Raw genomic sequence first — 13,516 nt, forward strand, 5'->3', positions numbered from 1 at the left:
TGTAAAATAGACATGGACATGAATACTCCTTTGTAATTGGTTTCGACGCCTTAATTATAATGATATGAGTAAGCTCATGTCTATTTTTATACAATAAAATCCCGGTATGCCGGGGTTATTTTGTTATATTCATCTTTCAACCTTTAGTCATTTAACTTATATTGAGTAGCCCGAGGATCAGCCTTCTTATCTTCAAAATAAGGTTGCAACTTCTTATCCAACATAAGCCAACCACGCCATCCCATATGGATAGTATCCTCAGCGATATAGTTAGAATTCTTAACCGTAGTCAAATCGACCACATTGTTAAATCCTTGACTCTTCAACTGATACTTGATCTTGCGATCAAAATTATCAAGTGAGCTTTGAGGCATACCAGTATATTCCATCCACTTCTTATTTACAGGTTGGATAACGAACATAACTTGGACGTTGTTTTGCTTAAACATGTATAGCACAGCTTGAAAGTCGTTGTATTCAGGAGAATGCAAGTAGTCGGCCTTCGTATGTGAATTCTTAAACTGAGCTATCCGGGCATTTAATTGTCTTCTATAGAAGGAATCACCAATTTGTAAGTCATTTTCTCTTGAGTGTTCCTTGGCTAGCTTAGTGGCTAGTTTATTCAAATTCTTATAATTGTATTCATCGGGCAATTGTTTAGTAGCCTTATCGATCCGGCCTTGGTGATCATTCAAGAAACTTGATCCAAAAAGTAGATCTTGACTTTGTAAACTCGATCTTGCCCCTTCAATATAAAGTCTTTCAAATGAAGTGATCGATTGCCCCACAGCAATTCGTCTAATGGCATCATTTTCAATGGGACCCTTTGAAATCCCTAATTGTATGATCCGATTTGCAATATATTGATTCATCTTCTTGTCGCCATGATCTGAATTCAAAATAAAGCCTGTTAACTGGAGCGGGGAGAAATAAAACTTAAAGGCGTCACTTCGAGCACCCTTCTTAGTAAACCATTGAGGTGAGATGATAAAAACAGCTTTTTGATTCTTAAGGTTGCTCATCCCACTAATATTCATAGCTTGCGTCAATGATGCTGTACCAGGATTACCAAGCAAAAATGGTTGATTTTTCCAATGGTACTTCTGGGCCATGGAAGATGGGTGAAATGGATCCATTCGGGAAAGCTCGGAAGATCCAATAATCGGAATGTAATTTTGAGTTTCCGCAGTATTTTTAACGTCTTCACCCTTCAATACACGAGCATCTAGCGATGTTGCAGCTTGATTAACTTCTTCTGGCGTCACGTTTTTGATCGTGATCGGCGTCCATAGGAGGATCAATAGGGCTGCAACGGCAATAATTACAGGTCCAAAAATCATCCATAGTTTTTTCTTCATAGTTTTATGCTTCTTCCAATTCTCCTACACGGTCGACCATCTTATTGACGGTATTCCATTGGTTACGGTCAAATTCTGAAACTGGTACTTGAATACCAAACTTGTCTTGCATTGCTACTAAAACTTCAACAGTGGCCATTGAGTCGAGCACACCATCAGCGAATAAGTTTTCAGCTGGATCTGAACCTACATCATCTAATCCTGTAACATCTTTTAAAATTGCGATAATTTCTGCTTTTACGTCCATAATTTTTCTCCTTAACTAAACCATAATGTGTTTAAAAAGCCTGAGAAGATCAAGAAACTGAAACATACAACGTTGAATGTTAAGAAAATAGCGAAACATTCAGTAAACTTGTTGCTAGGGATCGATTTCTTGTGTCTCTTCTTGAATCTCAACCAAGCATCGTTGGTGATCATAGCTCCCGCGTGGAAGAGACCATATACGATGTAAAACCAAGTCTCACCGTGCCAAAATCCCATGATCAAGAATAAAGTCAAGTAGCCCAAGTTGGCCATTGTGACACGATTTTTGACTAACTTCTTCTTCATCATGAAGAACATTAACCGCATATAGATGAAATCACGGAACCAGAACGATAGAGTCATATGCCATCTGTTCCAGAAATCTTTGATGTTGTGTGATTTGAACGGTTTGTTGAAGTTCATTGGTGTCTTGACACCTAAGAAATTACTGATCGCTACGGCAAAAAGTGAATAGCCGGCGAAGTCGAAGAATAGGTACATACTGTAAACGTACATGTATGCTAGTACCCACCAAGACAACCCTAATGGGGCTTGATGTTGATACGATAATGCGAGGACCGAAACCTTTGGTAGTAATAAGGTACCAAAGATATAACCGATGATGAATTTGTATAACAAACCTAACATCAAACGATTAGTTCCGGTTTTTAAAAGTGCAACGTACTCTTCTCTAGAAGGAACTTTCAAAACATCCTTCTGGAATCTTCTGAATCGGTCGATAGGACCTGATGTGATAGTTGGGAAGAAGAGCAAGAACCGAATGAATTCCCACGGCTTAACTTCCTTGATCGCCCCATCACGGATCTCCATGATCATTTCGACTGATTTGAAGGTCAAATAACTAATACCCATGAATGCGAACAGTGAAATCGTCGCATTGTTGAGCAGTGGATCGATCTTAACGAAGACTAACGGAATGATGGCGAGGATGACCGACCAGAAGAAAACCCAGAAATTATTTTTCGAGTTCTCCTTGGTTCGATACCTCAAGTAAGAAAGAACTAACACCATTTCGAAGAGAATGTAACAGATCAAAGAAATACCTTGGCTCATGTTTCCGCCGAAGAATGCTGTGATCAAAATAATGACAGTGGCAAAAGTCTCATAAACTCTAAATCTCTTACCGTTGTATAACCCGATCATTATCGGTGACAACAAGAGCAGCAAATATATGAAATAAGTAGGACTGCTGTATGGTGTAATATTATGCATTTACTTCGCCTATCAATGCCTTTCTATCAATCTTTCCGTTCTTACTAATAGGCAATTGGTCGACGAATTTAAACACATTAGGAATCATGTAATCCATCGTATTCTTTTGCAATTCAGCTTTGATCTGCTTATTTAATTCTTTAGGTTCAGCGTGCTTATACTTATCGTCCAAGACCACATGAGCGATGATCTTATTGACTTGCTTCTTCTTGTTGTATAGCGGAACGGTACAAGATTGTTTAACTTCCGCTAAGTTCGTCAACAAGGAGTCAACTTCTTCCAACTCGATCCGATAACCGTGCATCTTGATCTGGAAGTCGGTCCGCCCTTTGTAAAAAAGCAGTCCGTCGGGATCTTCGCTGACCATATCGCCAGTATGATAAAAGACTTTACCGTCGATGATCTCAAACGCCTTATTAGTTTGAACGGGATTGTTCAAGTAACCTTTGGAAACATCCGGACCGCTGACGATCAACTCGCCAACCTTTTCTCCATCCTTCACTTCAACATTAGCTAAACGATGTTCCATGTTCTCCTTCAAATAGCCGATTGGCAAGCGATCAAAGTTAGCTAAGTTTTCTGGAGTTATTTGGATCGAAGTGATGGCCACGGTGTTTTCCGTAGGTCCATATGTGTTATAAAGTTGTGCATTAGGAAATCTCTTTAAGAGTTTTTCCGCTGTAACGTGTGTCAATTCTTCTCCGCAAAAAATAAATTTTTGCAACTGAGGCAAAGTTTCGGCATTGAATTCTCTAAAGAACAAGCACATCTCGAAAAATGATGGTGTGGAAATCCAAGTCGTTGCTTGCGAGTTCAAGATAGCTTTTTGCAATAGTGGCAAGTTCTTAGCCGTTTGTTTGTCGAGAACTTCCAAAGTCGATCCGTTAGTCAATCCTGGATAGATCGAAAAGACCGACAAGTCAAAGGAAAATGGTGCTTGCAACATTACCTTAGTTTCGTGGTTGTAATGATACGTTTGATCGACCCAATTCACGAAATCAAGCAAGTTGTTAGTACTGATCTGTACACCCTTCGGTGTCCCGGTCGTACCCGATGTGAAAATAATGTAGAAATTGTCATCTGGACCAACTGATTTAGTAGCATCATAATCTTGATGTTCCGCACTCAAAACCTCTTTCAGTTGGTCTTGAGAGGCAATCGGTGTATCGATACCAAAATCGATCTTGTCACTCCAATTCAAAACTAAGGTCGGTTGCGCTACCGAATTGATCTGGTGGATCCGTTGCGGATCAGAAGCATCATCAACGGGAATGTAGGCATGTCCAGCCTTGATGGCACCTAAGAAGAGCACTAACATTTCGAATTGTTGACCACCGAAGACGATGATCGGACTCTTTTGAGGAAGATTTTTCGCTTGAATGAAACTAGCAATCTTGTCAGATTGTTGATCAAGTTGTTGATACGTAGCGGATACATTGCCGTTGTGATAACAAATCTGGTCAGGATATTGTTGAGCAATACGCGTGATCTTATCAATAATTGAGTTCATTTTTGTCTCCTTTTTTAACCTAGAAATCGTTGTAAATAAATTTGGCACTTCCCACACCGTTATATCCGTAGATATATAGAAGAGCTAATAATATTGCAAAATAAAAGATCGTTCGCAAAACGAAAATCGACGCTGGTCTTTTCAAGAAGTTTAAAATTTTGATCATCAACTAACTCACCTCATTCACCTCAAGAACTATTGAAAAGATGGTAACTATCATAGTTCTAAAAAAATCGACACAACATTTTTTCTTCTTACAAAGGTCTTACATTTTTGTAAGATGAGAAAACAACTTCAATGCAAAACGGCCGTTTGATAATTTATAACTTATCATTATTTTAAGAAATGTCCGTCTAATAATATAACCACTGACGATTACATGTGTCAAATTACCAAAAATAATTTTAAATTATATTACTATTTCTTGCATATTCATACAATTATTATAATAAAAAGGCATCCGCCTTGCGGATGCCTTTTTGACTAAAAATATTTACATTTTTTGAAAAACTACTTGATTTCGATTAGATCAGTCGTTGAATTAGTAAGACGTACCATGTCTCCAGCGTCATTTTTATAAACATCATCTTCAATGCGAACACCGAATTTATTTTCAAGATAAATCCCTGGTTCAACCGTAAAGACGATATTAGAAACGAGCTGATCATTGTTAGAAGTCCGAATAATCGGATAATCATGACAAACGAGCCCCAAGCCGTGACCAGTACCATGAATAAAAGGACCGTATTCAGTATCATCGATAAAACCACGAACAACCCGATCAAGATCACCAAAAGTCTCAACCATCGGCGCAAAACGAATACCCATACTCTCGGCTTTTTGCACCAGACCATAGACCTTCTTAACTTCCTCAGAAGCTTCACCCATCACAACAGTCCGCGTAATATCAGAAAAGTAACCATCGACCACAAAACCAAAGTCCAAAGTAACCACATCACCGTCTTCGATCACCTTAGAAGTTGCTCCACCATGAGGAAAGGCCGAGCGAACGCCAGAAGCCACGATTGTCTCAAACGACAACTTCGAAGCCCCCAGAGACTTACCAAAACGCTCGATCTCATTAGCCACAGCCAATTCCGTTTGTCCAACTTCCATAAAATCAACAATATGATCAAACACCTGGTCGCAAATAACAGCCCCCTGCTTCAACAAATCGATCTCAGCAGCAGACTTAATCATCCGAGCCTGCTTAACCACCAAGTCACCATTAACAGTCGAAACACCTTTGGCAATAGCCAAATAATCCTTAGTCAACAAACTATCCGACTCAATAGCAACCTTAGAAAACCGCTCAGCCAAAAAATCAGCCAACGACTTCTTAGCAACATCAACAATCTCACAATCAGGGCACTCCACCTTGATCTGTGAGAAAAAGCGAGCATCAGTCACAATAAAAATCTCATCAGCAGAAACAACCACAAAACCATCGTCTCCGGAATAATTAGCCACATAAAATTGATCTTCCTTATCGCTAATCAAAAAAGCATCCAAATCTTGCGCATCCAAAAACTTCCGAACCGCAACAACACCAGTCTCATTCATAAAACCACTCCTAACTACAAACTTCTCTTAGATAGAATACAACAAATTTAAAAATAACTGCTAGAGAATAAGCAAAAAAGAAGTCATAAAAACAAGAAAATCGCCACATATGCACTAAATAAACACAGAAAAAGAACGAAACCAATGCGAGAGTGCGGAAACCAGCACGCGAGCCGGAGAAAAAGAAAAATTGATAAAAAAATAACCCGATTGATCAAACATCAACCAGGGATTTGGGTTTGGGTTTGGGTTTGGGTTTGGGTTTGGGTTTGGGTTTGATCTTACCAACAATCATAGAAACTGAGATAGACCACAAGACCTAGGACGCGCAAAAAGTGCCAACTTGTACAACAAAAATCGGTCCCCATCCAAAAAAAGGGGATTGGTGCACCATCTAGACGGAGGGGCCCGGGGATACAGACCTCAGTGGTGAGATTTCACTTGGCGACGAAGGAGCTTAGTGAAAGGTGCAGTTTTGAAACAAGCGAGCGGACTTTGCTCGATTGGTTCAAAATGTGCCCACCACGTTCCAGCGTCTGTATCCCCGGGCCCCGGAGTCGGCAGTGAACCACCACTGAAACTACTACCACAAACCCCAACCACCAAAAATCACCAACATCCAACCAAGCAAAACGCTTCTCGTCTTCTAAAAGCTCTCTCACCTCTAGCACACCTGCACCAATAAAAAAAAGCTTCGAGTCTATCCAACTCGGAGCCGTGTAAATATGAGGAGGCACCAGCCAGTAGTAGTAACCCTACCAGCTAGCCTTGCGTACACCAGGGATCTGTCCCTGGTGTGCTAAATTTCTAAAATTAATCCGTGACATACCAAACTTTCTCAAATAAGCATGAGGCCTACCATCGATCTTATCACGAGAATGTAACCTAACAGGAGAAGCGTCACGAGGCAGCTTACTCAAAGCCTCGTAATCTCCTTCATCCTTTAACTTCTGACGTAGAGAGGCATACTTAGCAACAGTCTGTTGCAAGCGTTTCTCACGTTCTATTTTTGCTTTACGTGCCATTCACGTACCACCTTTGTACAAAATTTTATTGAAACCAAAGGAAGTCGTCGTTAATAGTAATAATTACTAAGTCCACTGATGATACTAACAGCATTCAAATCCAATAGCAACAATTTGATCCCAAAAATATCAATTAATTTATTTCATAGCGCAAAATAGTCTTCAACTTATCTGGATCAACTCGTCGAGCATCCGACAAATAAATTTCTCGATGGATTTTCGAAGCTCGTTTAAGACCTTCGTCTGCCACCAATTGATCGATTTTTTCAAAACTAGCTGACTCATCATCGTAACTACCAACGTGACAAATTTGGGCAGACTTGATTGCTGGATACTCAGCCACCTCAACTTCCTTCAACAAAGGTAGATCCTTCTTTTGCCCAGTTTCGACCAGTGCACGCTGTACCAAATCAGCTGGAACGAAATCAGGAATCCGGATCATCATATCATATTCGAATTCATTCTTGTCCAGATGATCTAGATGTTGACCACGTTTAGTTAGCGACCAAACACCTTCCAGTGGGAAAACGACATAGTCGTCAAACTCAACATCCTTATCCTGACAAAATTTTTTATAAGCAAATTTTAGACCATAACTCAGTGGATACAAGGTTTGAATCCGTTCTTGGAATCCAATTTTATTCGGATCACCCACCCCATGGATGGAAAAAAATTTTTGTTGCGGAACATCGACGATCTGGGGCTTTTTCCTAGTTGAATATAAGTCTTTCTCTTGTTTGCGACTTTCGTATTTCATAACGATCTCCATTTAATATGTATGATAACTTCATTGTACATTGAAAAAATTGATAAAAATCAATCTTGCTAATATAAATTTAATTATGACAATTACCGGTTATACTTGATTTTTATTGTGATGTAATATATATTGGAGTTGTTAATTGTTACGTTATATTGATGCTGAACCCAACAATTATGACGAAACAAACGGTCTTCAGCTAAATTTACGTAGAAATTAGCTCACTACCCATGTTCATCGGGCTCATTACCATCAAGTTGAACTCCCGCACAGCTTGGCCAGATGGAAAATGATGCCTTTATTGGATTGCAGCTCGACATAGGTCACTCCTCGAAAATTTTCTTAACCCCTAAACTGGAAAATCATGCGAATGGAGCTGCAATACTCTTCCCTCAAATAGCCGGCACAGAAGTGTCGGTTTTTTTCAGTGAGTATATACTATATATAACGTATTAATTGCCACCTAAAGTGATTATATATATAATGTTATCTGTCACTTTCAAATAAGTAAGAATATTGGGGTACGAAAAATGGAGCTAACCAACAGACAACAACAGATCATCAACATGACAAAAGAAACCAGTCCAATGACTAGCGAACAAATCGCGAAAAAATTAGGACTCAGTGTACCCACCATCAGAGGTGACCTCCGACTATTGACCGTAGTAGGCATCTTAAACTCACGGCCCAAAGTCGGCTACGAATACACTGGCATACCAAAAGATAAATTAAACTACTCCAAACTATACGACAAAAAAATCCAATCGATCGTCAAAAAACCAGCCTTGGTGGAACCAAATACCACTCTACAAGAATGTGTTAACAGCCTCTTTCTAAAAGACGCCGGATCACTTTATGTGGTTGACGACAACCAAGAACTACTAGGCTTGATCTCCAGAAAGGACCTCCTAGCAGTAACCGTCAGCAATCGCGACACCGAATCAATGGTAGCCAGCATGGTCATGACAAGAATGCCCAACTTGATCACAGTCACACCAGACATGACCATCATGGAAGTTGGCAAGTTATTACTACAACACGAAGTCGATTCCTTGCCAGTAGTAAAAAACGCCAAAAGCTTCAAAGTGATCGGTAAAATAACCAAAAACCGCCTCTTCGAATACTTCATCGAAGCAAATTTGAATAATAATTAAGAGCAGACCAAAACGGCCTGCTCTTTTTTTGTAAAAACTATTTAGCTTTTTTCCGACTCATATACAGCACCGGATAAGGTTTCCCTTGATCATCCAATGGATTTCGCTGATAAACCTCGAATCCCATATGTTCATAAAAACTTTTGGCAAGAGGATTTTGCTCATTAACAGCCAAATCATCCACGAAATAATTATCAATACTATACTGCAGTAAAGCCGTCCCAAGCCCTTGGCCTCTTTGATCATCAGAAACAAACAACATCTCTAAATGCCGTCCAGCGATACCCATAAAAGCAACTGCATCTTGATCATCGTCTTCAATAACAATCAAATGAGGAACCTCAGCCAAAGCTTGCGGAACATATTTTTTAATTTCAGAAATCTCAGTATCAGTTAAAAACAAATGCGTTGCGCGAACTGAACTTTCCCAAACATTTAATAGCTTTTTGAGGAGTATGTCATTTCTATCTGTAACTTCGACAATTTTCATATAAAATACCTCACGCGTTTAACACAAATAAAATTATATCATCGGCCAAAGTTTTTAATAGCATGAATTATTTCGTGCTAGATATCTTCAAAATTCTCCAAACTAAAAAAGGAAATATCTCTCCATTTTCCCCCGAGTCAAATAACTTTTAAATTAATAAAGATGGACCTATAATATCCGCAAATCCAATAAAACAGGAGATGCAAATCATGCTAGGTCAATCACTTTTCCAAAGCTTCATCTCAACCGGATTAGGCAGTTTCATCGCCGGTGCCGCCTACGGATTAGTCGTAGTAGCAACCCTCGGCATTCTCACCCTCACGTTCAACAAATTCGATCGTGAACCAGCACTAATCACTCAACAAAATAATAAGAAATAGAATCAACGATGTTGTAGATACTATTTCGATTGCAATTGCACTTTAATTTGAATATTCGATAAAAAACTCGAGTTCCTTGGATGTATAAGTTCACCCATGGATACTCGAGTTTTTAATTTGTTCCAAATCTTCAATAATACTCATAACTTTTGTGATTATGTTTAGGACAACAATCGCCCAATATTTTCTACTGCTTTTTGGATATTGGCATCTGTATCCCTAATAGCTTTTTCTAAATCTTCTACTCCAGGAACACAGCTAAAAATGGCATCGATTCCGATTGGATACAATTCTTCAGTTCTTTCACCAACGCTTCCTGCAACAGCAATAACTTTAACTTTAGGATTAGCTTCTTTTGCAGCTTGGGCAACGCCCATTGGTGTCTTACCATACTTAGTTTGAAAATCTATTTGACCTTCTCCAGTAAAGACATAGTCCGCATCTTTAGCAATCTCTTTCAAACCGGTGTACTCAACAACAATTTCAACTCCTGGTTTCATTTCTGAATTTGTAAAGGCCAATAATCCTGTACCCAATCCTCCAGCAGCTCCAGCACCAGCAACGTGTTCTAAGTCTTTATGAAGATCTCGCTTGATGACGTCAGCATAATGAGATAATGCTTTATCCAATACTTGTACCATTTCTGGTGTTGCACCTTTTTGTGGTCCAAACACATTTGAGGCGCCCTTTTCTCCAGTCAACGGATTTGTCACATCTGAGGCAATAATTACTTGAACATTCTTCAATTCAGGCATCATTTCACCGGTTTCGATCTTATCCAAGTTAATCAAATCTGCTCCACCAAATTTTAATTCCTGACCATTTTTATTAAGTAATTTAGCACCTAGTGCTTGTGCCATACCTGCCCCACCATCATTAGTTGCCGAACCACCAATACCAATGATGATAGTCTTAGCACCTGTATTAACGGCTGCTTTAATCAATTGTCCTGTTCCATATGTAGTTGCTATGTATGGATTTTGAGTTTGCTTGTTGATGTACTGAATCCCACTGGCTTCTGCCATTTCAATAACAGCGACTTTCCCATCATCGATTAAGCCAAAATGTGCCTGAGCTTTATTTCCAAGCGGATCAACTACTTCTTCAGTTAGAATTTTCCCATTTTTGGCATCAACTAAAGATTGAACTGTCCCTTCACCACCGTCAGCCATGGGAACCTGTTGATAACTGGCATCTGGCAAAGATTTTCTAAGACCGTCTTCCATTGATTGTGCTACTTGTTTTGCGGTCAATGAATTTTTAAAAGAATCTGGTGCTAAAACAATTTTCATATTACTATCCCCCTAGAAAAAGTTTCCGTACATCAAAGTTGCGACAATCGTCATCGATAGTCCGACGAGCATTTCCCAGAAAACTACGCTCATTCTTTCTTTAAAGTCCATCTTCACAGCTTTAGCTGTAACGTGGAAATAATTACCATGTGGTAATTGATCAATTACAGTCGCACCTGTATGAACCATTGCGGCAGCACCTGTTCCGGAAATTCCAAATGACAAAATCGATTTGCTGAATGAATTTGAAGCCAAGATAACACCCGTCGATGTTGATGCTGTAGCTGCAGCCATCAAGATACCAGCAATTGGTGCTAAGAACGTTCCGGAAACACCTACAGTTTTAACTACTTCGACAACTTTTTGAGGCAAGTCCGATGCTCCGATGAGACCAGCAATTGCTCCGGCACCGATTAAAATCATTACAACATCAGTCATTCTTGCTAATCCTTTACCCATGTATTCAATGAACTTGCTCCCACGTCTCATGGCCAATGCACCTGCGAGACCAGCTATAGGTAAAATATACATTGCATCCAAATTAATTCCTGCTAAAGCTTTAACACCCAAAATATCTCCAACTGGAGTGATGAGTAATAAAACGATTGCTACTAAAGGTGTAACAATAGCTGATTTCAAACTAGGTAGATCTTTTGATTCTGCTACTGTAAATTTCATATCTTCAGGAACAAACGTCCCTTTATTTTTAACGATATTAGCTAATACAACAGTAACAATAAGTCCAACGACTGCTGGTATAAAATCAGCAATCATAACTTGAGCTAAATCTACATTGAATCCTTTTGCAGCCGCAATCGTATTTGGATTTGGTGAAATGACATTTCCTGCTTTTCCACCACCAGAAAGTGCAACTAAAAGTGATAATTTGCTATAATGCATTTTTTGACCGACTTCTAAGGCAATCGGTGCAACAATCAAAACTGCCACCGGAATAAAAATACCCACAGCGGTCAGTACTAGAGTTGAAAGTGCCAAGGCAAAAATAACTAATCGATCGTTGAAGTTTTTAACGATGCTTCTAGCAATCACATTTGCTGCACCTGACTCCATCATGACCCCAGCAAGAACTCCTGCAGAAATGACACGAACGATAGTCCCCATAACACTGGAGCCACCCTTGATCACTATGTCGGTTGTTTGAACCAAATTTAGTCCACCTATTAGACAACCAACAATTGCTCCGAACATCAATGAATAAACTGGATTGATCTTCAATAAAATCAAAATTATAGCCAAGGCTAAACCAATTAAGGCTGCCCACCAAGCAATAGTCATTTAAATCCATCCCCCTACTTTTGTTAAAAACATCTCAAAATAATTTCAACACACATAATATAATGTTATCGTTTTCATATCAATGTGCATATGCACAAAATTATTTGTCTAAAACACAATTCAAGAATATAATCATTGATATATCAACATTGAATTATGTAGTCGAAAAAAACATTAAGTAAACGCACAATTCTTTATATAATCAACAATCCTGATAAAAAATCATTTTTTTAGAAATATTGTGTACATCTTTCACAATTGAGAAAGGACTTAATATGAAACTAGATCCCTATTTGGCACAATCAATCGTCGACAAAATGATGAAAACAATCCCATACAACATCAATATCATGAATGAAAAAGGATACATCATTGCTAGTGGTGATAAAGCTCGTATCAACACATTACACGTTGGCGCAATTGATTCAATCGACTCTGATCGAATCTTGCCGATGATTCAGTCATACGGTATTCATGGGCAACCTGGTGTCAATATGCCAGTAAAATTTAAAGAACAAACGATTGGCGTAGTCGGAATAACTGGAGACCCAAATACTGTTGCACCTCTAGCGTCACTGCTCAAAGTATCTACAGAATTACTAATTTCTCAGAACTATAATAATCAAATGCAAACACAATACAAAAATCGATTAAATCGTTTTTTATATCAATGGTTGGAAATAACGGATGATACCAGTAAATATCCAGAATTAATTGCTGAGGGGAACAGCTTAAATATTGATATTCAAGAACCTCGCTTTGTTCTAGTAGCTCTGAGTGATCATAATTCCGATTTACAATACAATGACAATGACTTTGTGTTTTCAACGGCGCCTAATAAAATGATCATAATAACTTTGCATCATCACTTGGTAAATCAATATATAGAACAATGTAAAAAACTAAAAATCAAACTGGGAATCAGCACAAAAACTACCAGATTGGGGATAGCTCTACAGCAAGCGCAAAGAACAATTTACATCAATGATATTTTTAAGTTGGACAATCTTACATATTACAAAGATGTACTCTTCACTGACCAACTTCTTAATGACAACTTAGAACGTGTTTAGAATCTTTTCAAGAGTATTCGCAGGAAGGCTAAGCTAATCATCATCTTACTGGTGTTCAGCTTTCGCTCACAATTGCGCCAGAGGCGCCGATATTTTCCTAGCCAGCTAAAACTGCGTTCGATAACCCAGCGTTGCG

The 13,516-nt window shown here is 38.9% G+C and carries 15 protein-coding genes; 3 read left to right on the top strand and 12 right to left on the bottom strand.

Features of this window, described 5'->3' with window-relative positions; all coding sequences use genetic code 11:
* Positions 1-143: 143 nt before the first annotated feature.
* From dltD to EKM69_RS11345, 8 genes are all read right to left on the bottom strand, one after another.
* Positions 144-1,358, bottom strand: coding sequence for a D-alanyl-lipoteichoic acid biosynthesis protein DltD (dltD, locus tag EKM69_RS11310; protein ID WP_125711158.1), 1,215 nt, complete (start codon positions 1,356-1,358; stop codon positions 144-146).
* Between the two features lie 4 nt (positions 1,359-1,362).
* Positions 1,363-1,605 (bottom strand): D-alanine--poly(phosphoribitol) ligase subunit DltC, encoded by a 243-nt coding sequence (dltC, locus tag EKM69_RS11315; protein WP_125711159.1) that lies wholly within the window; start codon positions 1,603-1,605, stop codon positions 1,363-1,365.
* An 11-nt stretch (positions 1,606-1,616) separates the two neighbouring features.
* A complete protein-coding gene (gene dltB / locus EKM69_RS11320) occupies positions 1,617-2,837 on the bottom strand; it encodes a D-alanyl-lipoteichoic acid biosynthesis protein DltB (RefSeq protein ID WP_125711161.1) in 1,221 nt (406 codons plus the stop codon).
* Positions 2,830-4,347: a D-alanine--poly(phosphoribitol) ligase subunit DltA gene (dltA, locus tag EKM69_RS11325; protein WP_125711163.1), complete on the bottom strand. Its 1,518-nt coding sequence runs from the start codon at positions 4,345-4,347 to the stop codon at positions 2,830-2,832. The genes dltB and dltA overlap by 8 nt, the downstream gene beginning before the upstream one ends.
* 19 nt (positions 4,348-4,366) lie before the next feature.
* A complete protein-coding gene (locus EKM69_RS11330; protein ID WP_125711180.1) occupies positions 4,367-4,513 on the bottom strand; it encodes a teichoic acid D-Ala incorporation-associated protein DltX in 147 nt (48 codons plus the stop codon).
* 344 nt (positions 4,514-4,857) lie between these two features.
* A complete protein-coding gene (locus EKM69_RS11335) occupies positions 4,858-5,910 on the bottom strand; it encodes a M24 family metallopeptidase (RefSeq protein ID WP_125711165.1) in 1,053 nt (350 codons plus the stop codon).
* A 755-nt stretch (positions 5,911-6,665) separates the two neighbouring features.
* On the bottom strand, positions 6,666-6,935 hold the full coding sequence (rpsN, locus tag EKM69_RS11340; protein WP_125711167.1) for a 30S ribosomal protein S14: 270 nt from the start codon (positions 6,933-6,935) through the stop codon (positions 6,666-6,668).
* A gap of 133 nt (positions 6,936-7,068) precedes the next feature.
* A complete protein-coding gene (locus EKM69_RS11345; protein ID WP_125711169.1) occupies positions 7,069-7,692 on the bottom strand; it encodes a GyrI-like domain-containing protein in 624 nt (207 codons plus the stop codon).
* A gap of 533 nt (positions 7,693-8,225) precedes the next feature.
* Here EKM69_RS11345 and EKM69_RS11350 point away from each other — a divergent pair.
* Entirely contained in the window at positions 8,226-8,849 is a 624-nt protein-coding gene (locus tag EKM69_RS11350; RefSeq protein WP_125711171.1) for a helix-turn-helix transcriptional regulator, read from the top strand.
* 37 nt (positions 8,850-8,886) lie between these two features.
* Here EKM69_RS11350 and EKM69_RS11355 read toward each other — a convergent pair whose 3' ends face one another.
* Positions 8,887-9,339: a GNAT family N-acetyltransferase gene (locus EKM69_RS11355; RefSeq protein ID WP_125711172.1), complete on the bottom strand. Its 453-nt coding sequence runs from the start codon at positions 9,337-9,339 to the stop codon at positions 8,887-8,889.
* A 209-nt stretch (positions 9,340-9,548) separates the two neighbouring features.
* Here EKM69_RS11355 and EKM69_RS12395 point away from each other — a divergent pair, with 209 nt between their 5' ends.
* Positions 9,549-9,719 (top strand): hypothetical protein, encoded by a 171-nt coding sequence (locus EKM69_RS12395; RefSeq protein WP_164505936.1) that lies wholly within the window; start codon positions 9,549-9,551, stop codon positions 9,717-9,719.
* Positions 9,720-9,880: 161 nt separating this feature from the next.
* Here the strand turns inward: EKM69_RS12395 and EKM69_RS11360 are convergent, their stop codons facing one another.
* Positions 9,881-11,011 (bottom strand): glycerate kinase family protein, encoded by a 1,131-nt coding sequence (locus tag EKM69_RS11360; protein ID WP_125711174.1) that lies wholly within the window; start codon positions 11,009-11,011, stop codon positions 9,881-9,883.
* A 12-nt stretch (positions 11,012-11,023) separates the two neighbouring features.
* Positions 11,024-12,307, bottom strand: coding sequence for a GntP family permease (locus EKM69_RS11365; RefSeq protein WP_125711176.1), 1,284 nt, complete (start codon positions 12,305-12,307; stop codon positions 11,024-11,026).
* Positions 12,308-12,582: 275 nt separating this feature from the next.
* Here EKM69_RS11365 and EKM69_RS11370 point away from each other — a divergent pair, with 275 nt between their 5' ends.
* On the top strand, positions 12,583-13,380 hold the full coding sequence (locus EKM69_RS11370; RefSeq protein WP_125711178.1) for a CdaR family transcriptional regulator: 798 nt from the start codon (positions 12,583-12,585) through the stop codon (positions 13,378-13,380).
* On the opposite strand, the gene EKM69_RS11375 is transcribed toward EKM69_RS11370, so the two are convergent.
* A partial coding sequence (locus EKM69_RS11375; RefSeq protein ID WP_152989498.1) for a transposase occupies positions 13,377-13,516 on the bottom strand: 140 nt, incomplete at its 5' end. The genes EKM69_RS11370 and EKM69_RS11375 overlap by 4 nt on opposite strands.

Source organism: Companilactobacillus zhongbaensis, assembly GCF_003946515.1.
In the GTDB taxonomy this organism is placed as follows: Bacteria; Bacillota; Bacilli; order Lactobacillales; family Lactobacillaceae; genus Companilactobacillus; species Companilactobacillus zhongbaensis.

Coding starts and splice junctions, on each gene's coding strand:
- EKM69_RS11370 (WP_125711178.1), top strand. CDS start 12,583: ATGAAACTAGATCCCTATTTGGCACAATCAATCGTCGACAAAATGATG.
- rpsN (WP_125711167.1), bottom strand. CDS start 6,935: ATGGCACGTAAAGCAAAAATAGAACGTGAGAAACGCTTGCAACAGACT.
- EKM69_RS11345 (WP_125711169.1), bottom strand. CDS start 7,692: ATGAAATACGAAAGTCGCAAACAAGAGAAAGACTTATATTCAACTAGG.
- dltA (WP_125711163.1), bottom strand. CDS start 4,347: ATGAACTCAATTATTGATAAGATCACGCGTATTGCTCAACAATATCCT.
- EKM69_RS12395 (WP_164505936.1), top strand. CDS start 9,549: ATGCTAGGTCAATCACTTTTCCAAAGCTTCATCTCAACCGGATTAGGC.
- EKM69_RS11365 (WP_125711176.1), bottom strand. CDS start 12,307: ATGACTATTGCTTGGTGGGCAGCCTTAATTGGTTTAGCCTTGGCTATA.
- EKM69_RS11350 (WP_125711171.1), top strand. CDS start 8,226: ATGGAGCTAACCAACAGACAACAACAGATCATCAACATGACAAAAGAA.
- dltC (WP_125711159.1), bottom strand. CDS start 1,605: ATGGACGTAAAAGCAGAAATTATCGCAATTTTAAAAGATGTTACAGGA.
- dltB (WP_125711161.1), bottom strand. CDS start 2,837: ATGCATAATATTACACCATACAGCAGTCCTACTTATTTCATATATTTG.
- EKM69_RS11355 (WP_125711172.1), bottom strand. CDS start 9,339: ATGAAAATTGTCGAAGTTACAGATAGAAATGACATACTCCTCAAAAAG.
- EKM69_RS11330 (WP_125711180.1), bottom strand. CDS start 4,513: ATGATCAAAATTTTAAACTTCTTGAAAAGACCAGCGTCGATTTTCGTT.
- EKM69_RS11335 (WP_125711165.1), bottom strand. CDS start 5,910: ATGAATGAGACTGGTGTTGTTGCGGTTCGGAAGTTTTTGGATGCGCAA.
- EKM69_RS11360 (WP_125711174.1), bottom strand. CDS start 11,011: ATGAAAATTGTTTTAGCACCAGATTCTTTTAAAAATTCATTGACCGCA.
- dltD (WP_125711158.1), bottom strand. CDS start 1,358: ATGAAGAAAAAACTATGGATGATTTTTGGACCTGTAATTATTGCCGTT.